We start from the raw sequence: 22519 nt of genomic DNA on the forward strand, positions 1-22519 counted from the left end.
CGGCGCTTATGATGCGGCCGAACCCGTATTTCCGTTCTTTCATTGGGATGCACCTCGCTCTGGCGGACGAACCAGAGTCATTCGGCGTATAGGAACAGATGGGAGAGTTCGATTCCGTCCCACTACGTACGCTTCTCCGGCACCCGAACCGGTGATGCGGCTCTCGCCTTGGGCCAGCAATGCCTCGGCACCACGCAGGATCGGACGGAAGTTCTTCCTCCGGGCCCAGAGGTATCCCGCCATGGTGGTGATGTCCCTGCGCGTGAAAAAGGCGGTGCTGACGCCTCGCGATGTCGTCACTTTCATGCAAGACATAGCGGAATTGGCCGTGCAGACCTTGGCCGAACACTCCGGAGCTAAGTCCTGATTCCTCGCCGCACGGCTTGAGGGCGGCCGAATCGATGCGCCGCACACGCACGTCGACATTGGGGAGCCCACGCTGCCACCTGGTCGGCGCGCGCGGCCACGGCGTCAACCCATAACCGCTGCGCTGCGCACCGCGCCCGCAACGAAAGACAGAGAGGCCGGCGAACGTTGGCGAGTCCGGAAATGACAACTACGGTGACCGAGAACCATTTCCCACCGGAAATCAAAGCCGAGATATCGCGAATCTGCTCCGGTCTCCCCAGCGGTGCCTCGTGCATCGCGACCGGTTCCATCGTGGAGGGATTCGGGAACAAGAACTCTGACATAGACCTCTACGCCGTCCTCGATGAGGAGGTCCGGGGACAGAGCACCGCGATCGGAATTCGCAAGTCCCGCTACGTGGACTGCGAGTTCATGACGCTGGGCGCGCTCGCCCGCCTCAGCTCCCATGTCGTCGAGTTCTCCTGGGGTGCGGTCGGCGATCGGAAGCTCGCCGACTACGACCGCTACTACCGCCTCTCCATCGGCCTGCCGGTCCTGGTCAGCGAGCCGGCGGCTGAGGTACTGGCGCTCTTTCGCGTCGAAACGGCCAGGGTGCAGTTCGCCCGGTGGGCCCGCTTTCGAGCGTTCGAGCACCTGGCCCGTGCCGCCACCGCCCTCGCCTGCCGCCAGGACGAACAGGCAGGGTTCCTCCTCCGCGCCGGTAGTGCCTGGATCTCCACAAGCACCCTGGCCGACGAGGGCGAAGGCTATCCGTCCCTGAAATGGCTCGGCGAGAAGGCGGCGCGCCGACACGGACGGGGATCCAAGGCGTTCCACGAACTGGTGGACGACTGGATACGCCCGAGCGGCTCGTCGACCGATCGGCTCGCACGGCTTCGCGATCGCGTCGATCTACCCCCGGAAGCGCTGCGGGCGGTCACCGAAAAGTCCGGAGTCCTGGGCGACGGTGTCGCCTACCGAGGCGGCTCCGATGTCAACTTCCTGATCGGCCCCAGGCGCAGGATCATCCGAACCGATCACCTGACATCTCTGCTTTGCGAGCGGCTGGGTGCAGGGATCAGCTGGGGCGAAGCCACGGACGACATCGCCGCAGCCCTGTCCGTACCCGGCAGTGAGGTCGCCGCCGCTCTCTGGTCGCAGACGTCGAACCTGCGCTCCAACGGCTTCATTCAGCAGACATGCTGAGGATTGGAGTTTCGTGAACTCTGAAACGAAGGACCTCGTCGCCTGGCTCCGTGAGCTGCAGCAAGAGACAGACGTACGGCGCGAGATCATGTCCCTCCAATTCGATATCGAAGGAGCCATCGATTCCGCCCAGATCGAATTGGCGTGGTGCTCGCTGCAGGACATGATCGTCTCGAGCCTGGAGCTCTACCTGCGACGCGCCGGTATTCAGCCGGTCGCGGCGGGTGACCAGCCTGAGCGGTCCGGGCTGCTCCTGCGGCACCTGCGGCGCATCAGCCAGGCGAACGCGGCAACGGCACTGGCATTGCTCGAAAAGCCTGCGCCCACCGAAGTGCCGGACCTCCTGGCGCAGATCGAAATGGTCCGGCTGTTCCTTTACGGGGAGCTTGGGATCGAGCTCGCGGCATCGCGGGAGAGCGCCACTCGCTCATGGGCCGACAGCGTCCTTTCACTGCGCCGAACTGCCGGAGAAATCGGACTCGCGCAAGGCGACGGATGGTACCTGTCCAGCGCCGATTCGGCAGATCATACCGGCTGGTACGACGAGGTCATGGAAGCCCTGAGTAAAGCGGACAACTGAACAGAACTCAGGAGGACCCTTGATAATCTGCGGAGTAAAGATCACCCACGACGGTGGCGTGGCGCTCATCGACAATGGTCGCCTCGTGTTCAGCATCGAGATGGAGAAGATCGGGAACAACCCCAGGCACCAGCGCGTCGACGATCTCGACGTAGTGACTTCGCTGCTCGGCCAGTACGGATACACGCTGGGCCAGGTCGACCGGTTCGTGCTGGACGGTTGGCGGAAGACCCCCCGGACAAGGATGTGGGGAGGTCAGGAGGTCGGCATCGACCTGGGTCCCTATCGGCGCGGAATTCTGGACGACGACCTGCTGCGGCCCTACCACTTCCGCCTGATGGATCTGGAGTACACCAGTTACGCCCACTACGCGGGCCATATGGCGTCGGCCTACTGCTCCAGTCCGTTTGCCGCCTCCCGGGAGGCCTCCTACGTGCTGTGCTGGGACGGGGCGATGTTCCCGTTCCTCTACTACTACGACCCGGTCACTGGAAAGGCCGAGAATCTGGGCCCGCTGTTTCACCTGCTGGGCGACACATACCATTCTCTCTCGCGGCTTTTCCCGCCATTCGAGCAGGGCTTCGAGTCGACGCAGACAGCCTCGGGAACGCTGCCGGGAAAGATCATGGCTTATGTCGCGCACGGGAGCCCGGTGGAGAAGGTCGTGGACACGCTCGAGGAGCTGTACCAGGCGGCCGAGTACGCGGTCTTGGGTCCTGGCCCGCTTACCGACGACCAAATCGGCGAGGGCGTGGGGCGGCGCATTCTGGAGCTGATGTGCGACGGCCTCCCACGCGAACTCGCCGCTCCGGACGACATGCTGGCCTCGATTCATGCATTCCTGGGCCAGAAGCTCGTCGCTCGGCTCGCAGAGCGAATCCGGCAGGACGGAAGCCGCTCGGCGAACCTGTGCCTCGTCGGGGGATGCGCGCTCAACATCAAATGGAACCGTGACATCCGGGCCTCGGGAGTCGTTCAGGAGGTCTGGATCCCGCCGTTCCCCAACGACGCGGGCAGTGCCCTCGGCGCCGCCTGTTGTGAGCTGCTGCGTAGCGGCGAGGGGAAAGCGCTTGACTGGTCCGTGTTCGCCGGCCCCGCCCTGGTGGATTCTGGGATCCCGGTCGGCTGGGAGGCGCAGCCGTGCTCCCCTGCCGAGTTGGCCGAGTACCTTCACCGGCTCGGCGATCCGGTCCTGGTGCTCCATGGCCGGGCCGAACTCGGTCCCCGGGCCCTGGGCCACCGCAGCATCCTCGCCCCCGCCGTGGCAGCGGACATGAAGGGGCGCCTCAACCAGCTCAAGGGTCGTGAGGGGTACCGGCCGGTGGCGCCGATCTGCCTGGAGGCGAGTGCCGAGCAGGTCTTCGAGCCGGGGACGCCGGACCCGTACATGCTGTTCGACCACGATGTGCGCCCGCAGTGGCGCGACCGGGTGCCCGCAGTGTGTCACCTGGACGGCACTGCCCGGCTGCAGACCGTCAACAGCACCGATGACCCGGTGGTCTTCGAGATCCTCACCGAGTACCACCGGATCAGCTCGATCCCTCTGCTCTGCAACACCAGCGCGAACCTCAGCGGACGAGGCTTCTTCCCCGACCTGCGCAGCGCCATGGAGTGGGGGCGCATCCCGGCCGTCTGGTCCGAAGGGGTGATGTACCGCAGGGCGAGCGGCAGTCAGACAGCTCCGCGTAGCAACAATCCCCGATCTGAAGACAGGTAGCAGTCGCGATGCAGCAAGTCAGCTTTACCAACCGCAAGCCCACCGACGACGCACGGGCCGCGCAGTTCCGGCAGGCGCGTGACCTGGTCCTGGGCTCGCTGGGCGCCTACCGGATCGACGAGCCGCGTACGGCTTCCACCGCCTATGTCTGGCCGACGGCGATCTGCCCGGTGGGCTGCGGCCACTGCAACTTCGCCGCGCCGCCGAACGTCCGGGATCTGGCCCGGCCGCGCATCACCCGTTTCGGGGATGAGCTGTTAGCGATGCTGCGGGACTCGCAGGTGTGGAAGGCCGTTCTGTCAGGGGGCGGCGAGCCCATGATGGAGCCTGAGTTCTGCAAGCGTTTCATCGCGGAGGTCTCTTCCTCCGCGCTGGAGGAGATCGAGCTCATCACCAGTGCCCACTTCGCCGGTGACCTTGAGGCCGCCCGTGACACGGTGGCTGAGCTCGCGGCCGCGTGGCGGGGCCGCACCCCGGCTCCCCAACCCGTCTCTTTCACCGTGCGGATCAGTGTCGACTGGTTTCACGCCGCGCGCATAGGCCTTGAGCCGGCCGCGAACCTCATCACGGTCCTCTCCGGCGACGAATACCAGGACATCGGCTTCTACGTCCGTTCGGTGCTGCTCGACGGCGATCGGACCATGAGCGACCTGGCAGCGCTCCTGGGCGGCGAGCTCAGTGAGATCGAGGACTACCAGCAGACCATCCGCCTGCCGGACGGAAGGGACATCCTCATCTACTACAAGAACCTCATCCTGGACGGCCGAATCACCAAGCGGAAGCTTGACCGGCTTCCGGTGGGGATGCCGGACGAATCGCGGTCCGAGGAGTTCGGGAAGCGCTTCGCTACCGCTGCCGGGGGGCACATCCCGGCACGCACCTACAACGGTCCGGTGGTGCGCCAACTGGACGGCCTGGCCATGATCTTCGAGGACGACGGGGCTGTGAAGATCCTCGAAGGAAACGCTCCCGACCGGATCCGCCGCCTGGGCGATCTGTCCTCGTGGGCCGCGGTCATGGACCACTACTACGCGGACCCGATCACGGTCTTCCTCGTTCAGGAGGGACCCGACGCCCTCGCTCAGCTCGTCAGCGAACGCTATCCGGACGCCGTGTCCGTGGGCTCTGAGCACAACGAGCTGTATCACCTGGCCAGTCGGATCCTGGAAACCCCGGAGCGGGCGCTGTACGCGACCTTGCGCGTGCTCGACCAGCACCTCGCCTCTGGTCTGGTGAACGCGGACCCCGACGTGCTCGCGAAGGCCTGGGAACTCCTCCAAGAGACGGCACAGACCTGATGACGACCCCGTACACGACGACGCACCCCCTGGACGGCCCGTCAGCCGTGCCCCGCCGAGTGGCGTACGTTCTGACCGGCGTACCGGGCGCGGGCAAGACAAGTGCCGTCAACAGCCTCCTTGACCGCCACCCCCGACTCGCGCACTTCGGCGTCAAGAGCCAGGCACTGGCCCTGATCGCCGAGGGGCACCCCGAGGTGGTGGCGATGAGGCACCCGTTCGAGACCGGGGAACTCGCGGAGGATGCCGAGGTCCGGCGGCTGCTGGAGATCTCACTGCAGCGGCTGTCAGCCGGGCAGCGGCAGATCATCATCGAGGGATACCCGCGCAGCCCCCAGCAGTTCCACGACCTCGACGCCGTGTTGAAGGCGAGTTCCATCACGCTCGGCGGACTGATCGAGGTCGAGATCTCCGACGAACTGTCCCGTCTTCGGACCGCGACTCGTACCGCCTGCGAGGCATGCGGCCGCCCCTCCCCTCCCGTCCCCCACGGTGAGCTGTGCGGTGCGTGCGGGGCCACGATGCGCCGCCGTGCCGACGATGACGATCTGAGAGCCGGTATCCGGCTGCGCGACCACCGACTGTGCCAGGAGTCCATCCACGAGCTGTTCGAGCGCGACTCGGAGCTCTTCCGACTCGACGGCACTCGTGCGCCCGAGGCCATCGCGGACCAGATCGCCTCAGTCCTCGGCCTTCCGCCTGGTCCCGACACCGGTGTTGGCCCGGCGGGGCCAGAGAGCGAGGCGTGCTGATGGCGACGCGTCAGGTGGATGCCCTCTCACCGTTTGCCGGCCTGGAGTCACTGGCCTGGGGCGATCTGGACCAGGTGCGGGAGCGGTCCGACACGCTGTTCGATGCGCTCGTGCAGGACGACTGCCAACCCCTCCGGAAGCTGCTGGCCGCCCTGGCGGACACCCCAGGACTGCCCGAACTGTCCGGGCGGGTCGACTCCATGCGCAAACTGGTCGTCTGGCGATCCCCGGCCGACGCGGTCAGGCTGCGGTTACACCTGTTCACCCCGGGCTACCAGGACCGCCCGCATGACCACCGCTTCGCCTTCGCGACCCGGATCCTCAGCGGCGCCTACGTCCACCGCGGCTACCGGCGGACCGTTCTGGACCCCGACGCCTCGTCGGCCGGGCGCACTGCCGAGAGCATCCGGGTCGAGCAGGAGGGAAGCGGCTACGTCATGGGGCCGGACGCGGTGCACTCACTCACCGCTTGCCGACCGACACTCACGTTGATGCTCCGTGGGCCGATCGTCAAAAGGAGCGCGACCATCGTCGAACAGGCCACCGGCGAGCGCTTCCAGCTACGCGGCGCGGCGGACGCGTCGTCGGCGCAGTCCGGCGACGGTCGGCTGGAGCCTGTCGAACTGCTGGCGACGGTGGCCGAGATGTCTGCGGCTCTGCCGGGCAGCGGACGCCCGGGATCCCGGGGCGCGACCTCGTGAGCCCTCGTGACCTCCCCCTTCCCGATGTGATCGTGGCTACCTGCTCGTCCTTCGAGTCGGCCTTTCCGGAAGCGGCTGAGCTGATCGTCGAGCGCCTGCGCGGCTCGGTCGGCAATGTCCGGCTTCAGCGGAGCATCGACGGGGTCTTCCCCGACGGCGAGCTCTGTGTGGACCTCGCTGACGATCCGACCGGTTGTCATGTTCTGCTGCTGCAGTGCGCCACGAACTTCGGCGCCGATCCCAGCAGGGAGATGATGGCGCTCCTGGCGGCGGCCCGCTCCTACCGGGACCACGGCGCGGCCTACGTGGCCGCCTTCCTGCCGCACCTCGCCTACTCCCGGCAGGATCGGCACGTCCCCACGCAACGAAGGCCGCTGATGGCAGCGCTGGTGTCGGATCTGGCGGGTGCGGCGGGGATCGAGGACGTGATCACCCTGCGGTCCGGGAACGCGGCGCTGCTGGACGCCTCGTTCGCCGGGGCACGGCTGACTTTCCTCCCGGTGGACGGCCTGGTGGACGATCTGCTGCGGCCGCTCGTGGGCGACGGCGCCATCCTGGTGGCGCCGGACGCAGGCATCGAACCTGCGGTCAGTGCTCTGGCCAGGGCACACGGGGTGCCCGTGGTCGCGGCGGTCAAGAAACGCCTGGGCCCGGAGCATGTCTCCCTCGCGCTCTCCGACTCTACGGCGCTGGACACGGCGCGCACGGCGATCATCGTCGACGACCTCATCACCAGCGCCGGCACGCTGATGGCGACCGCGCAGGCAGTGCACGAGCGGTGCGAGAACGTGGCGGTGCACGCGGTCTCGACGCACCTGCGTCCCACCGTGTTCGGCAGCAAGCGGCTGCAGAAGTTGCTGTCTGGAGGGGATCTGCGCAGCTTGCGCGCCTCCGACGCCGCCGGGTCCAAACCGGAACTCGACAACCTGGCCGTGCTGCCCGCCCTGCCCTATGTCTTGGCCGACCTGGTGGACGCGTTTCTGCGGCTCGGCCGCCGGAACGCGCCGTCACCCCCCGCCGTAGCGGCCGGGGCCACGACTGCGACGGTCAGCCTGCTCGTCCCCCGCCCCACGCCCGTCCCCGTGCCACGACCAACCCTGTCCGCTTCGGTCATCTGCATGAACCTGGCAGATCTGCGCGCCCAGGTGCCGCGACTGGAGGACGCGGGCGTGCTACGCCTGCATGTCGACATCGCAGACCCGGGCTTCGGCGGGGAGTTCGGCCTTCCGGTACAGATCATCAGTGATCTGCGATCGGTGTCGGCCCTGCCGCTGGACGTGCACATCATGTACGCGAAGCCGGAGCGCCTGCTCAGGCATCCGGTGCTCCGCATGGCCGATCAGATCTCGGTCCACCAGCGGAGCGTCGACCGGGGCAGGCTGGCTGAGTTCCAGCGGGCGCTCCCGGACGGCGTGTCCCTGGGGCTGGTGATCAACGCAGACGAGCCGATCGACCAGGAATTGGTCGAACTGCTCGGCGTGAAAACCGTCACCGTGATGTCGGTCGTTCCCGGCGGCGCCGGTCGGCCCTTCCAGGAGGCCGCGCTGGATGGGATCGCCCACGCGAGGCGACTGCGCGACCGCGGGATCCTGTCCGCGGTCGAGGCAGACGGTGCCGTGGACCAGGACACGGCCCCTCGGCTGGTGTCCGCCGGGGCGGACCGCCTGGTGATCGGCAGTCGGATGCTGCCCGGTCGCGAAGTCTCGCTTCCACGCATCCGAGCTCTCCACGACTCATTCGACAAGCGCTGACCAGGCGCTGACACTACGACGCGAGGAGCCCGCACCCGTGACCACCTACCCCGTCACCATCGGCGCCCTGACCCGCCGACTGCCGATCGTGGCGGTCTCCCCTGACGTCAGCATCGCCTTCCTCAAGCTCTACGGCGACCCGCCGCTGGTATCGGCGGCGGTCGCCCTCCTGGCCCAGCAGGTGTCCGACGAGGTCGACATCGTCCTGGGCCCCGAGGCGGGCGGGATACTCCTTGCGCACTTGCTGGCCGAGAGGCTGGCGCTGCCCTACGTGGTGGCGCGCAAGAAGGCCCGCCCGAACATGGTGAACCCGCTGTCGGTCCCCGTACGGACCATCGGAACCAGTCAGGCCCAGGCGCTGTTCCTGGGTGAGGACGACTGCGGCAGCCTCCAAGGAAAAAACGTGGCCGTCATCGACGAGGTGGTCAGCAGCGGGGGCACGTTGGACGCGGTGCGATCCCTGGTACACGCCGCCGGCGGCAGGGTCGTCCAGGCCCTTGCCGTCGCTACGGAGGGCGAGCCGCGCCCGGACGTGACGAGTCTGCTGCACCTGCCGCTGTTCACGACGGTGACCACCACCCCATGAGGGCGGCGCGCCCGATCGCCCAGCCCATGCCCAGCCCATGGTCATCCTCTGACTGACACAACACCTACCCCGAGGACCGCATGTCGCGTCTGCACACCTCAGGGGCGGTCTCGCTGCTTCGGCTCCTGAAGAACCTGCCCCTTTCCCTCTTCGCGTTCTTGGTCACCGCTTTCGTCACACTGAACGCGCTTCCTGCCCTCTCGGCGATCGCCTCTCGGGACCTGATCACGCGCGCTCGCTCGGCCGGGACCCACCCCGGAGCGTGGCACGCGGTCGTGACCTCGGTGACGGTGTTCGCCCTGGCGATGCTCGTCCAGCAGTTGGCGGTGCTCGCCATCGATCCGATCGCTCACGCGGCCAGCCGCCACATCGACGGACGTCTCCGCTACCAGGTCGCGGAGTTGGCCTTGTCGCCTACGCAGACCGTCCACCTGGACCGTGCGGACCTGATGGGGACCTTCGCCCTGGCATCCAGCGACATGCAGGGGTATACCCCGGGCCGGGCCGCCGTGTCCTACCTGGGCCAGCTCTGCCAACTCGCGGGGTGCTTGGCCTGCCTGGGGCTGCTCGCACCCTCGCAGCCTTGGCTGGTGGTGGCCTGCCTGGTGGTACTTCTGACCCGCCGCTGGTCGCAGAAGCGCATCTACGTGGACCTGAACTGGCTGATCGTCCGCTCCGCGGCGCTGACCAGGCGGCACCGGTTCTGGGCGCAGTTCGCGAGCAGCGTGCAGAACGCCAAGGAGATCCGGGTCTTCGGCCTGCGCGACTGGGTCACCGACCGCCACCGGACCGCCTTTCTGGCTCAGACCCAGCCGATCTGGGAGCAACGCCGCAGGAAGTTCTCCGAGAACTGGAGGTCCCTGCTGGCCGGGATCGTCGCCATGTTCCTGGGCCTGAGCGCGATCGCCTCAGGTTCGGCATCCCACGATCCGGGGACGGTCGCTCAGGACGTCAGCGCCCTGCTGGCCGCGATGTGGCTGGGCAGCCTGGGGTACGGAAGTTTCGACGTCGAACACGGGATGCCGATGGCGCAGGCGGCTGACCGGCTGCGCCGTGAACGGAACCGCATCGGGGAGAGCTCCCCTGCCGTTCCCCCACCGCGCGATCGGACCAAGACGCCGCCCACCGTCCGGTTCCACGAGCTGTCCTTCAGCTACCCGGGCAGCGGGCAGCCAGTGCTCAACGGGCTCGACCTTGAAGTCCGGGCGGGCGAAGTGCTCGCCATTGTCGGAGTCAACGGCGCCGGTAAGACCACGACGACGAAGCTGCTCACCCGTGCGCTGGCACCGGGTGCGGGGCGAATAACCGTCGGCGGCCAGGACCTCGCCGACCTACCCGCCGCGCACTGGCGAAGCCAGATCGCTGTGGTCACCCAGGAATTCCTCCGACTGGACCTCTCGGTGCGCCAGAACATCGAGATCGGTGCCCCTGAGCACGCGGGGGACGACGCCTTCTTCGAGCAGGTCGTCGACGATCTCGACTTGGACGACTTGGTCAGCAGCCTGCCGCAGTCCTGGGATACCCCGCTGTCGCGCAAGCTCTCCGGAGGGAGCGAGCTGTCCGGTGGCCAGTGGCAGCGCATAGCCCTGGCCCGAGCCGTATTCGCGCTTCGGGCCGGCCGAACCCTTCTCATCCTGGACGAGCCGACCGCTCACCTGGACGCCGAGGCCGAGGGCCGGATCTTCAACCGGTTGATCGCCGCTGCGCGGGGGGCCACCGTGATCCTCATCTCGCACCGGCTGGCGACCGTCAGGCTGGCCGACCGGATAGCGCTGCTCCAGGACGGGCGGATTCAGGAACTAGGCACTCATGAAGAACTTCTGACGGAGCGTCGAATCTACGCGGAGCTCTTTGAGTTGCAGTCTCAGCAGTTTGCCGCCGTGGCCCCGGTGCAGGAGGGCAAGCAGTGAGTACCCGAACCAGGCAGTGGATGTTCCTGCTCCGCCTCAACTGCCGTACCAGTCCGCTGCGTTGCTGGCTGATCGTGGCGACCCTGGTCCTCGACGTGTTCGGCCAGCCGGCCTTCGCACTGGCCCTGCGGAACTTCGCCGACGCGGTCGTCGCCGACCAGCACACCGCGGCCCTGCGCGACGCGGTCCTGGCAGCCGCCCTGTTCTCGCTGAGCACCCAGATGCCCGGGGTACGGAACCTCCTGCGCCGCGACGTATGCGAACGCGCGGGCCTCATCCTGGACGGCGAAGTCCTGGGCATGGTCTCCGGCATTCCCACCGTTCACCACCTGGAGGACCCGCGCAGCCTGGATCGAATCGACGCGGTGGCGGGCAGGGGCGCCGAGCTCTCGAACGCCGTCTTCTCCGCGGCGGAGACCCTGGCCACCGTGCTGGGCATCGGTACGACCCTGCTCGTGCTTGCTACCGTGTCCCCGATCCTGCTGCCGACCGTGCTGCTCTGCCTGCCCACCCTCTGGCTCAACCGCATCGGACAGGCCCGCATCCGCAGCGCCCGCCTGCGCGCCGCTGAGGCCCAACGCACCGCTGACGACCTGCTCCAGGTCTTCTTCGATCCCACCGTGGCCACGGAACTGCGGGTGACCGGTGCTGGACCGATGCTCCTGAACGCCTACCAGCGGCGCTGGCGCACCGCCTCCCGCACCGTCGGCAGCGGCATGTGGCGTGCCGGCGCGCTGCTGGCGGTCGGCTGGCTGGTCTTCCTGGCCGGGTTCACCGTGGCGCTGGGGTTCACCGCTGTGCGCCTGAGCCACGGCAGCGCCTCGGTCGGGGATCTGATCATGCTGCTCACCGTCGCTCGCCAGCAGCAGGGAATGTTGCAGAACATCGTTGCTCAGGTGGCGCAGTTCATGGCGGGAATCCACATCGCCGACGCCTACTGGTGGCTACGTGGCGTCGCCGCGGAATCCGCGCCCTCGGCGACCCTGCCGGTACCAGCTGCGCTCAGCCACGGAATCGAGCTCGACCGGGTCTCGTTCAGCTACCCCGGTACCAAGGTGCCGGTGCTGCGCGACATATCTGCCAAACTGCCCGCAGGCTCCCTGGTGGCACTTGTGGGTTCGCACGGCTCCGGCAAGACCTCGCTCATCAAACTCCTGACCGGGATGTACGCGCCGACGAGCGGTCGGCTCACCGTCGAGCACGGCTCCCTCCAGGAGCTCGACCCGGCTGCCTGGCGCGCGCGCCTCACCTGCGGCTTCCAGGACTTCGTCCATTACCCCACGCTCGCCCACGAGGCCGTCGGCGTGGGTGACCTGCCCGCTGTCGACGACCTCCAGGAGGTTCGCCGCGCAGTGGCCCAGGGCGGCGCGACCCGCGTTGTCGAGCGTCTGGACGATGGGCTGATGACGCAGCTCGACCCGGTCTTCGGTGGCGTTGAGCTCTCCGGCGGGCAGTGGCAGAAGCTCGCCCTCGCGCGGACGTGTATGCGTCGCTCTCCGCTGCTGGTCGTGCTCGACGAACCCACTGCGGCGCTGGACGCGCGCAGCGAGTACGAGGTCTTCCAACGCCAGGTCCAGTTGGCCCGGGAACTGGCCCGACGCAGTGGGACGATCACCATCATCGTTTCCCACCGCTATTCCACGGTGCGGATGGCCGACAAGATTCTCGTCCTGTCCCACGGATCTGTCATCGAGGACGGCGACCACCAGCGGCTGATGGCGCTGGGCGGCGAGTACGCCCGGCTGTATGCGATGCAGGAGGAGGCCTACGCCTGAGCCACGTCCATCGCCTTGCGCGAGGGTGTCGTCATCGGAGCTGGGCGGGAAGGCCGGCTCGACGGACTCCCACGCCTGCTGCACCACCCGTGCTTCGCGGGGTCGGTGGTGCGCAGTTCATTGAGCAGGCCGGCGACCAAGGGCGGCCGGGCCGAACCAGCCGTAATTCGCTGCCTGCAGGTGCAGATGTCGGGACTGCTGCCGCAGCCGGTTCTCCAACCGCCGGTCGCTATCCAGCACCGTCGCTGTTCCTGCGTCGTGGGCGCGAAGACAGGCGTCCACCTGCTCGAACGCCGAGATCAGTTTCCTGGCCCCGGCCCGGCCGGCAGCGGCCCACCCAGTCGACCCCTACCGCGGCCACCTGCGCGCCCGCCGGGCGGAGGAACCGGCGGTCCCCGCCCTCCAACTCTTCAGAGAGGTCAAGGAGTTGGGCTACACCAGGAGCCTCAACCTGTTCTACCGCTACATCACCCAGGGCCGCGCGGCGGGCGACAAGCCAGTCACCACCCCGAAACACTTCGCCCACCTCCCGCTCTCCAACCCCGAGAACCTGGCTGCACTCCTTCGCTAACGGCCTCGAACTCGACCGCGCCGCCGTCGACGCCGGACTCACTACACGGCGCTACCACCGATTACGGGACAGAGCCGTTCGCTGGACAGACCCGACTCGTTTCACGGTTCTCGTTCAGCTCGACGGGCGTGACGCGGCCGTCGTCACCGCGTGGCTGTCGGCGATGTCCGTCAAAGCGGATCAAACCCAGTTGTACTCGGCTTGATGACAGATCAGGGAATGGCTGCTGGTGCAGTGCTCCACCAGATATGACGGAGTGATACATGGTTGACCGGTTGCCTAATGTCGCGGTATTGTCGCGTCATGATCGTGACGGGCGTCAGGAAGTTCCTCGTGAGGCGCGTGTACGTCGACTTCGCTCGATGCGACGCGGGGCTTTGTCCCCTCTACATTTAAGTTGCGCATTCCACCTCGCAGTGCTGGTGTGGTGGCCCCCCGAGCGCTTCGGACGTTCCTCCGGCGTTTCTCCGCACTGTTCCCCTCTTCTTAATCTGTGCCGTCCGCGCGGGCTGTCCACGTCTGCCTGGGTCCCGGCCGTCTCCACGTCATTCATCCCGCCCTTCAACGGTGCGCCGCACGGCTGTCCCGGCGCTCACGACCCTGGGCTGGAGAATATGAACGACGCTACTCAGTAAAATCCCGACATTGATGTGCACTTGATGGTTGTCATGCAGCAGTCAGTTCGGTATTCTCATCGATTTTCCATGCCATTGGTCGCCGATTATCTCAGGGTGGCTTCGGAGAGCGGCCGTTGATGCAGAAAGGATGCCCCGTCCATATTATGAATGTGTATGGCGGAAACCCAAAGACGGTTGTATTGCAGGAGTTATTTACTCGATCATTACCCGATGTCATCGCGTTCTCCGTGACGGGGCGGAATCTCCTTTCCTTCACCGCTCTGGCCGAGCCCTTCGAACAGATCGACAAGCACCATGAGCTGACGGCCGCTCAGGCGCAACAAGCGCAGCTGTACCAGGCTCATGTCAGGGGGTGCCGGTGACCGGCCCTGGACACGGCTGGCGCGAAGAGCCCGTCAACTGGCCCCAGTTGGACTGGCAGGTGGGCTGGCGGGTTGATCAGCCGCCCTCCCTGCACCGGACGGACTCCCATGTCTACAACCTGGTCACCGGCGTGGCCGCCACGGGCAGCACCCGCGACCAGGTGCGTGCGGCGGTTCGCGCACTCATCACCCGGCATGAGGCACTGCGCACCCTCCTCGTCCCCGGTGACGGACCACGAGACGTGCAGTGGGTGGCGCCCGCGCCGACGTCACCGGCCGACCTGGAACCGCTGCTCGAGTTCGCCCCGGCCGACGAAGGCGCTCAGAGGTTCCGCTCGCTGCGCCGCACTGACTTCGACCTCGAGCGGCAGTGGCCTCTGAAAGTGCTTGTCGCGGAGGACCGGGGTGCCGTCACCGAAATCGGTGTCGTCGCCGACCATGCCGCCGTCGACGGCTGGGGCATTGAGATACTACGGAACGACCTCGCCCGGTTCCTGACCGCCGCCCGGCGCGGGCACGCCCCGGAGGAGGCTTTCGGAGCGACCGAACTACCCATGCAGCCAAGGGAGGTTGCCCGGTGGGAACGGTCCTCGGCGGGACACGCCCACCTGGAGCGGGCCCTCGCCGTTTGGCGCGATCAGCTGTCCGGCCTGCGGGCAGCTGATGTACCCCACGTGGGTACCCCGGCCCGAGCCGGGGATCCGCCACCGAGGTACCGGTCCTGCGTCATGGGCTCGACCCGGCTCTTGCAGGCCGCCGACCGGGGCTCCGCGGCTTTGCGTGTGCCTGTCTCCACGCTCTTCCTCACCGCCCTGGGCCATGCCCTGTGCGACGTGGCCGGTGCCGTCCGAGTGGGCCTGCAGGCGCACTTCACCAACCGGCTGAGCCCCGCCCACCGGCGGTCAGTCAGCACTCTTTTCCTGCGCGGACCTATGACTGTCGAGCGGACGCCGCGGGTGAACCTGGCCGACGCCGCGCGCGCCCTGTACCCGATACAACTGCGCGGGGCGATAGCCGCGAACGTGGACCGGCTGCGCGTGGAGGAGCTCAAGCAGGAAATCTACGCCGGCACGCAGGCTTCCGTGCTGACCGGCGCCTGGCTGAACTACCAGGATCTCAGCGCCACGCGGGACGGCGGAGGACCGCCGGCACTGCTCGGGCCCCTTCCGGCGCGGCCGCCCGCAGACGATCGCATCCGTACCGAGGGTCTGAAGCGACGCGGCCGGCCCTTCGTCCTGAAGGTCGACCGGTTCCCCGACCAGATCAGCCTCCACCTGCTGTGGCAGGAAGGTGTGGTGCCAGCCGACTTTGCCGAAGCGGTCCTTGGCTCGCTCACCGAGCGGGTCCTGAACCTCGCCCCATCACTTTGAACCACCACTCGCAGCGCAACACCGCACAGTCAATACACATCATGAGAGAAGAGCTGACATGGGCAATCTGTTCGACGTCGCACAGCACTTGGTCGATCTCGCGGCCGCGCAGCAACATCAGGTGATCGACGACCTCGGTGTCGACGTCACCGGCATAGAGGGCGCCAGCGGAGCCCGCGCGGTCTCGTCCCTTGGCGTCACCATGGGCGTCGACCAACTCGTGCTGCAACCGGGAAGCGCGTTTCCGCCCCACATCCACGAGGGCGACCATCTGCTGTACGTGCTGTCGGGGGCTGGTTCGGTGCACATAGACGGCGTGGACCACCTGTTGCGTGCGGGGCAGTCTGTGTTCATCCCGGCGGTCTACGAGCACGGCCTGCGCGGCCCGCAGGAGGGCGGACCACTAAAGATCATCTCGTTCAGTACGCCTCACCACCCCGTCGACTCCGCCCATCGCATGACTGTGATCCGCACGGAACAGGAGTGAGCACCGTGCCGTAGGTAGTGCCCCTGACTGGCCGTTCTCTATCCGTTCGTGTGCTCGGTCCGGTTCGAACAAGGTGCTGGATCGGGTGAGTTGGCCGGTGTCGGGGCATGAAGGAAGACACCTCACGATGCCAACGAGTCAAGCTGCGGCGACGAGTTCGGTGGGGAACGCGGTGCGTTCGTCGAACAGCTGGCGGTGTTGTAGGCAGTGGTAGAGCTGGCCGATCATGCGGTTGAAGAGGTTGCGCTGGGCGGCGGCGTGCCAGTCGCCGCGCTCGCGTCGTCGCCGGTAGTGGGCGTTGGCTCCGGCGGATGCCCGGAGTGAGGCGAAGGCCCAGAGGTAGCCGGCGTGATTGAGCCGGTCGTTCTTCACCCACCGCCGTGTGATGGACGACTTCTTGCCGGAGGCCCTGGTGATGGGCGAGGAGCCGGCGTATGCCTTCAGGCCGCGGGCGTCGGCGAAGCGGGCGTGGTCGTCCCCGATCTCAGCCAGGATCCGGGCGGCGAGCTGGATACCGAGCCCGGGGAAGCTCAGCAGGATCTCAGCGTCCGGATGCTGAGGGAACGCCTCTTCCACCGCCTCGGCGAGCTGGTCGGCGGCGGTGCAGGCGGCTTCCGGCTGAATAAGGAGGGCGAGCATCTGCTTGCCGAGCGCGTTCTCGACCAGCGGCTCCTGGACGGCCCCTGAAACGCTCAGCAGGTCGGTTTCGGCCAGGAACTATCAATCCCGGGCCGTCACGCATCAGCCGTCCCGCCTGAAGACATTTCCGCAGGACATGATCACGAAAGGCGAACACCACCAGCAGCGAAGAATCCGCTGGCCAGCCCCCGCCCCTGGCAGCCGACCACCGCCACTCAGTGCCTCTTCAGCGGCTCACCGGCCCAACTGCTCCCCGCGCCGCTCCCATCCGCAAGGCGAACCAGCACGCGACCTCACACCACCCTGACCAGCGGCAACATGCTCAACAGCCTGAAAGGGTGCGGATTCGACCCGGATTCGCCCCGAGGGCCCAGACTCCAAAACGAACAGTAGTTGACCTGCAGTGATGCTGAATCTTGCCGCTGTACCGAGCATCCACAGACAGAGGAGTATCACAATTGAAAGTAATTGGACATTATTGGGCGATTAACGCCACGCTGCGAGTAGTCACACTCGTCGTCGCCGCCTCCGGCTCCTCCGAGCGCGAACCGAATGGCCGCACCACGCGGCACTTCACTCTGGCGACTAGGGGCTGACAGAACAGGGCTCTGACCAGCCTCTTTACAGAAGCTCTTCCGCCTGGCAGAAGCCGCCTTGTCAAGCCGATGCAAGCGTCACGACCCTGATTCCAACCACGGCACGCGGGGCGACGACGCCCCGCCGACAGGGACGGAACCCCCATGCCTCACACGACCGCCTTCGCCAGGAACCAGTGGTACGTCGCCGCCTACACGCACGAGGTGGGGCGCGAGTTGCTCGGCCGGACGATCCTCGGTGAGCCGCTCGTCTTCTACCGCGCCGAGGAGGACGGGACGGCCGTCGCGCTGTCCGACCGTTGTGTGCACCGCCGCTTCCCCCTCTCGGAGAGCCGGCTCGACGGCGACAGGATCGTGTGCGGGTATCACGGGTTCACGTATGACACGACGGGTGCCTGCGTGTACGTGCCCGGGCAGAAGCGCATTCCGCGCACGGCCCGGGTCGCCTCGTACCCGGTCGTCGAGCAGGACTCGTTCGTCTGGGTGTGGATGGGCGACCCGGCGCTCGCCGACCCGCTCACCATCCCGCGCGCCCGGCACATGGACTCCCCGGACTGGACCACGGTCTGCGGCATGGAGCCCATCGACGCCGACTACGGGCTGCTCGTCGACAACCTCCTCGACCTCTCCCACGAGACCTATCTGCACGGCGGCTACATCGGCACCCCCGAGGTCGCCGAGACGCCCATCTCCACCGAGGTCGACGAGGGCGCGGGGATCGTGCGGGTCAGCCGGCACATGGCCGACGCCGAGTGTCCGCCGTTCTACGCCCGCTCGACCGGCATCGAAGGCCGCATCACGCGCTGGCAGGACATCGAGTACCACGCACCGTGTCTGTACCTGCTGCACAGCCGGATCGCGCCGGTCGGCGTGCTGCCCGAGGCGGACGGCAGCGACCCGAACGCCTTCCACACCGAGATCACGTACGCCATCACGCCGTCCGCCGACGGCAAGGTGTACGACTTCTGGGCGGTCTCCCGGGACTTCGCCCGCGACGACGACGAAGTCACCACGTTCCTGCGGGACTTCAACCACACGGTCGTGATGCAGGACGTGGACGCGCTCAACCTGCTGCAGAAGACGCTCGGTTCGGAGCGGGCCGGGTACCAGGAGCTGAGCATCAACATCGACACCGGTGGTCTCGCCGCCCGCCGTATCCTCGCCCGGCTGGTCGAGGAGGGCGACAAGCCGATGGAGAAGGTCCAGTGACCAGCCGCACCGGCGAGATCTACCGCGTCGACTGGCTCCCCGGCACGGACGTCCTGCACGGCACCTGCCACTGCGGCGCCGAGCACACCGCCCAGGACCCGATCGAGATGTGGGAGTGGATGCTCGCCCACCCCGACGGACACGCACCACGAGGAAACGGGTCATGACCTTGTACGAAGCCGAACTCGTCGTCGAGCGACGGGAGTCCGTGGCCGACGGCGTGCTCGCGCTCACCCTGCGCCACCCGCTGGGCGAGGAACTCCCCTCCTGGGAGGCGGGCGCCCACATCGACGTCGTCCTCGGGCCGGACCTGGAGCGCCAGTACTCGCTGTGCGGTGATCCGGCGGACCGCCGGGCGTGGCGCGTCGCGGTACTCCGGGAGCCCGACGGGCGCGGTGGATCGGCTTACGTCCATGGGCAGTTGGGTCAGGGCGACAAGGTGCGCGTCCGGGGGCCGCGCAACCACTTCGCCCTCAAGCCCGCCCCGCGGTACCGGTTCGTCGCGGGCGGTATCGGCATCACCCCGATCCTGCCGATGCTGGCCGCCGCGGAGGAGGCGGGCGCCGAGTGGACGCTGCTGTACGGCGGGCGGACGCGTGAATCCATGGCGTTCACCGAGGAGTTGGGCCGGTACGGGGACAGGGTGCGGATCGCTCCGCAGGACGAGACGGGGCTGCTGGACCTGGCTTCCGTGCTCGACGGGGTCCCCGAGGGCACGCTCGTCTACTGCTGTGGCCCCGGGGCTCTTCTCGACGCGGTGGAGGAACGCTGCCCCGCCGGCGTGCTGCACGTCGAGCGCTTCCAGCCGAAGGCTCAAGAGGCGGGCGGGAACACCGAGTTCGAAGTGGTCCTGGAACGCTCGGGGCAGACGCTGACCGTTACGTCGGACGCCTCCGTCCTCGACACCGTGCGGGCCGCCGGAGTCGAGGTGCTCTTCTCCTGCACCGAGGGCACCTGCGGGACCTGCGAGACCGACATACTCGAAGGGACTCCGGAGCACCGGGACTCGGTGCTCACCGACGAGGAGCGGGAGGCGGGCGAGACCATGCTCATCTGTGTCTCGCGGTGTCTCGGGAAGCGGCTCGTGCTGGACCTGTGAGCCGCAGGTCCTGAAGGTCCGCGGCGGGCGGGCCGGGCGCCGATCTCCTCGTCCGGCGGATGGAAAACGGCGGGCCGCCGCGCGGGCCAGGTCGCAGGCGCGCGACCTCACTGAGCGTCAGTTCCGGGTGGTCGGCGCCGAACGCGCGGATGACAGCAGGCCACGTTCGAAGGACCGGACGAAGTGGGGCGCGCGGACTGCCGCGGCATCATCGCCTCCCGATGGGCTTCCGATGGACACAACGCGCTCTCGGTACACGTCAAGAGCGCACTTCCGTAACTGTCAACAATATTGTTAGCCAAAGCCATTGACCCCCGCCGTACGGGGGATCTACCTTCCGCTGAGCACCAGTTGCGGTGTGCGCACAACCTGTCGGAACACTGTCGTCTGCACAGGAGGAGCCATGCGTCGTCTGCTCGCCGGTCTCGCGGTCGGAGCTTTCCTGGTCGCCACCTCGGCCTGCGGTTCGTCCGACGGCGGTGGCGCCTCGGACAAGAACTCGTCGTCCGGCGGGACCACCACCGTCAAGGTGGGGGTCATCCCCATCGTCGATGTCGCCCCCCTCTATCTCGGCCAGAAAGAGGGCTTCTACAGCAAGCGCGGCCTGAAACTGTCCATGACGACCGCACAGGGCGGCGCGGCCATCGTGCCGGGTGTCGTCAGCGGCCAGTTCCAGTTCGGCTTCTCCAACATGACCTCGCTGATGCTCGCCCAGTCCCAGAACGTTCCGGTGCAGGCCATCGCCAACGGCGTCGCCTCAACCGGCGTCTCGGGCAAGGACTTCGGGGCCGTCGTGGTCAAGAAGGGCAGCAGCCTCAAGTCGGCGAAGGAGCTGGAGGGCAAGAAGGTCGCGGTCAACACGCTCAAGAACATCAACGAGACCGCGGTACGCGAGTCGGTGCGCAAGGCGGGCGGCGACCCGGACAAGGTGAAGTTCGTCGAGCTCGCCTTCGACCAGATGCCCGCCGCCCTCGACAAGGGCCAGATCGACGCCGCCATGGCCGTCGAACCCGCGCTCACCACCATGCTGGACCAGGGCGCCACCCAGATCGCCTGGCCGCTGGTCGACGTCGCGCAGAACCTCACCGTCGCCATGTACTTCACATCGACGACGTACGCGACGAAGAACCCGGACGTGGTGAAGAAGTTCCAGGAAGCCACCGCGGAGTCCCTGGCCTACGCCGACGCCCACCCGGACGAGGTCCGCCAGATCGTCTCCACCTACACCCAGGTCCCGTCCACGGTGCTGGCCAAGGTGATCCTGCCCAAGTGGCCGGCCGACGCGAACCGTTCCTCGATCGAGGCGCTGGAGAAGCTGAGCGAGACGGACGGCCTCTTCAAGACGGCCCCCGACCTGGACAAGCTGCTCCCGTGAAAGGACTGAACACCGCACTCGGTGCGGCCGGACTCGCGGCCTTCCTCGCCCTCGGCGAGGTCGTGCCGCGCGTCGGCATCGTCAAGGAGGCCTACTTCCCGCCGACCAGCCGAATCGCGTCCGCGTTCTGGGACGAGATCAAGGACGGTGCGTTCTGGTCGGCGCTCGGCGACACGCTCACCGGCTGGGCCCTGGGCCTGGCGATCGCCGTCGGCGCGGGCATCATCGTGGGCGTACTGGTCTCCGTCGTCCCATATCTGCGCGAGGCGACGGCCTCGACGATCGAGTTCCTGCGCCCGATCCCGTCGGTCGCCCTGATCCCGCTGGCGGTGCTGCTGTACGGCACCGAACTGAAGTCGGTCCTGTTGCTCGTCGTGTACGCCTCGTTCTGGCAGATCCTGATCCAGGTCCTCTACGGCGTCCAGGACGTCGACCCGGTCGCCGAGGAGACGGCACGGTCGTACGGTCTCGGCACCTGGGCCCGGGTCCGGCATGTGCTGTGGCCGTCCGCGCTGCCGTATGTCATGACGGGCGTGCGGCTGGCGGCGGCCGTCGCGCTGATTCTCACCATCACCGCCGAACTGGTCATCGGGGCACCGGGGTTGGGCAAGACCATCGCCGTCGCGCAGACCTCGCAGGCCGTGCCCGAGATGTACGCCCTGATCGTGGTGACCGGTCTGCTCGGGCTGCTCATCAACGTGGGCGCGCGTACGGTGGAGCGGCGGGCGCTGGCCTGGCACCAGTCGGTGCGCGGGGAGGTGGCGGTGTGAGGCGGGCTCTGATCCGGCTGCTGTTCGTGGTCGCGCTGCCGGCCGTGCTGATCGCCGTCTGGTGGCTGGCGTCGGACGGCAGCACCAATGTGTTCTGGCCGCCGCTGCGGACGATCCTGAAGACTTTCCCGGACGTGTGGACCGCCGACCGATTCACGACGGACGTCGTGCCCAGCGTCCTGCGGCTGTCGGCGGGTTACGCCCTGGCGGCCGTCGCCGGGGTCGCGCTCGGCACGGTGATCGGCTCGTACCGGCGGGTGCGGGCGGTGTGCGAACCGGTCCTGGAGTTCCTGCGGGCTGTGCCGCCGCCGGTGCTGGTCCCGGTCATCATGCTGTTCGCGGGCATCGGCGACACGATGAAGATCGTGGTCATCGCGAGCGGCTGCGTCTGGCCCGTCCTCCTCAACACGGTCGAGGGCGTGCGCGCGGTCGACCCGGTGATGAAGGAGACGGCCCAGTCCTACGGCATCACGGGCCTCTCCCGGCTGCGGACCCTGGTGCTGCGCTCGGCCAGCCCGCAGATCTTCGCGGGACTGCGCCAGGCACTGTCCATCGGGATCATCCTGATGGTCATCAGCGAGATGTTCGCGGCCAGCGACGGACTGGGCTTCACCATCGTCCAGTTCCAGCGCAGTTTCGCGATCCCCGACATGTGGACCGGCATCCTCGTCCTCGGTCTCCTCGGATTCCTGCTCTCCGTCGTCTTCCAGGTGGTCGAGCGGCGGGTGCTCGGCTGGTACCACGGGCTGCGCGCCGCCACCCGCCGGTCCCCGTGAACA

At 67.5% G+C, this 22519-nt stretch carries 18 protein-coding genes and 2 pseudogenes; 19 read left to right on the forward strand and 1 reads right to left on the reverse strand.

The features are described from left to right. Nucleotides 1–561 precede the first annotated feature (561 nt). From OIC96_RS06260 to OIC96_RS06320, 13 genes and pseudogenes are all read left to right on the forward strand, one after another. Nucleotides 562–1554: a nucleotidyltransferase domain-containing protein gene (locus OIC96_RS06260; RefSeq protein WP_330308867.1), complete on the forward strand. Its 993-nt coding sequence runs from the start codon at nt 562–564 to the stop codon at nt 1552–1554. 13 nt (nt 1555–1567) lie between these two features. Beyond that, nucleotides 1568–2134, forward strand: a complete 567-nt coding sequence (locus OIC96_RS06265) for a hypothetical protein (protein WP_330308866.1) — start codon at nt 1568–1570, stop codon at nt 2132–2134. Between the two features lie 19 nt (nt 2135–2153). After that, nucleotides 2154–3851: a carbamoyltransferase N-terminal domain-containing protein gene (locus OIC96_RS06270; RefSeq protein WP_330308865.1), complete on the forward strand. Its 1698-nt coding sequence runs from the start codon at nt 2154–2156 to the stop codon at nt 3849–3851. A gap of 8 nt (nt 3852–3859) precedes the next feature. After that, nucleotides 3860–5149, forward strand: coding sequence for a radical SAM protein (locus tag OIC96_RS06275; protein ID WP_330308864.1), 1290 nt, complete (start codon nt 3860–3862; stop codon nt 5147–5149). Then, on the forward strand, nt 5149–5901 hold the full coding sequence (locus OIC96_RS06280; protein WP_330308863.1) for a nucleoside monophosphate kinase: 753 nt from the start codon (nt 5149–5151) through the stop codon (nt 5899–5901). The genes OIC96_RS06275 and OIC96_RS06280 overlap by 1 nt, the downstream gene beginning before the upstream one ends. Beyond that, entirely contained in the window at nt 5901–6602 is a 702-nt protein-coding gene (locus OIC96_RS06285; protein WP_330308862.1) for a hypothetical protein, read from the forward strand. The genes OIC96_RS06280 and OIC96_RS06285 overlap by 1 nt, the downstream gene beginning before the upstream one ends. 32 nt (nt 6603–6634) lie before the next feature. After that, entirely contained in the window at nt 6635–8353 is a 1719-nt protein-coding gene (locus OIC96_RS06290; RefSeq protein ID WP_330462166.1) for a ribose-phosphate pyrophosphokinase-like domain-containing protein, read from the forward strand. A 37-nt stretch (nt 8354–8390) separates the two neighbouring features. After that, nucleotides 8391–8939 carry a phosphoribosyltransferase family protein gene (locus OIC96_RS06295; protein ID WP_330308860.1) on the forward strand — a complete coding sequence of 183 codons (549 nt, stop codon included), beginning with the start codon at nt 8391–8393 and terminating at the stop codon, nt 8937–8939. An 80-nt stretch (nt 8940–9019) separates the two neighbouring features. Continuing rightward, nucleotides 9020–10849, forward strand: coding sequence for an ABC transporter ATP-binding protein (locus OIC96_RS06300; protein WP_330308859.1), 1830 nt, complete (start codon nt 9020–9022; stop codon nt 10847–10849). After that, nucleotides 10846–12624 (forward strand): ABC transporter ATP-binding protein, encoded by a 1779-nt coding sequence (locus tag OIC96_RS06305; RefSeq protein WP_330308858.1) that lies wholly within the window; start codon nt 10846–10848, stop codon nt 12622–12624. Before OIC96_RS06300 ends, OIC96_RS06305 begins: the two co-directional genes overlap by 4 nt. A gap of 340 nt (nt 12625–12964) precedes the next feature. Beyond that, nucleotides 12965–13238, forward strand: a pseudogene (locus OIC96_RS06310) (hypothetical protein); the annotation flags it as partial. 953 nt (nt 13239–14191) lie between these two features. After that, complete coding sequence (locus tag OIC96_RS06315; protein WP_330308857.1) at nt 14192–15565, forward strand: condensation domain-containing protein; 1374 nt, start codon at nt 14192–14194, stop codon at nt 15563–15565. A 58-nt stretch (nt 15566–15623) separates the two neighbouring features. Next, a complete protein-coding gene (locus OIC96_RS06320; protein ID WP_330308856.1) occupies nt 15624–16052 on the forward strand; it encodes a cupin domain-containing protein in 429 nt (142 codons plus the stop codon). A gap of 138 nt (nt 16053–16190) precedes the next feature. On the opposite strand, the pseudogene OIC96_RS06325 reads toward OIC96_RS06320, so the two are convergent. After that, nucleotides 16191–16733, reverse strand: a pseudogene (locus OIC96_RS06325) (transposase); the annotation flags it as partial. A gap of 698 nt (nt 16734–17431) precedes the next feature. Here OIC96_RS06325 and OIC96_RS06330 point away from each other — a divergent pair. The 6 genes from OIC96_RS06330 to OIC96_RS06355 all read left to right on the forward strand — a co-directional run bounded on the left by OIC96_RS06330 (nt 17432) and on the right by OIC96_RS06355 (nt 22516). Next, nucleotides 17432–18496: an aromatic ring-hydroxylating dioxygenase subunit alpha gene (locus OIC96_RS06330; protein ID WP_330308855.1), complete on the forward strand. Its 1065-nt coding sequence runs from the start codon at nt 17432–17434 to the stop codon at nt 18494–18496. Next, nucleotides 18493–18663: a hypothetical protein gene (locus OIC96_RS06335; RefSeq protein WP_327433522.1), complete on the forward strand. Its 171-nt coding sequence runs from the start codon at nt 18493–18495 to the stop codon at nt 18661–18663. Before OIC96_RS06330 ends, OIC96_RS06335 begins: the two co-directional genes overlap by 4 nt. Continuing rightward, nucleotides 18660–19595 (forward strand): PDR/VanB family oxidoreductase, encoded by a 936-nt coding sequence (locus OIC96_RS06340; RefSeq protein WP_330308854.1) that lies wholly within the window; start codon nt 18660–18662, stop codon nt 19593–19595. Before OIC96_RS06335 ends, OIC96_RS06340 begins: the two co-directional genes overlap by 4 nt. A gap of 403 nt (nt 19596–19998) precedes the next feature. Then, entirely contained in the window at nt 19999–20970 is a 972-nt protein-coding gene (locus tag OIC96_RS06345) for an ABC transporter substrate-binding protein (RefSeq protein WP_330308853.1), read from the forward strand. Further along, nucleotides 20967–21740 carry an ABC transporter permease gene (locus OIC96_RS06350; RefSeq protein WP_330308852.1) on the forward strand — a complete coding sequence of 258 codons (774 nt, stop codon included), beginning with the start codon at nt 20967–20969 and terminating at the stop codon, nt 21738–21740. Before OIC96_RS06345 ends, OIC96_RS06350 begins: the two co-directional genes overlap by 4 nt. After that, a complete protein-coding gene (locus tag OIC96_RS06355; protein ID WP_330308851.1) occupies nt 21737–22516 on the forward strand; it encodes an ABC transporter permease in 780 nt (259 codons plus the stop codon). The genes OIC96_RS06350 and OIC96_RS06355 overlap by 4 nt, the downstream gene beginning before the upstream one ends. Nucleotides 22517–22519 lie beyond the last annotated feature (3 nt).

Origin of the sequence: Streptomyces sp. NBC_00775, from assembly GCF_036347135.1 — a bacterium.
Taxonomy (GTDB): Bacteria; Actinomycetota; Actinomycetes; order Streptomycetales; family Streptomycetaceae; genus Streptomyces; species Streptomyces lutosisoli.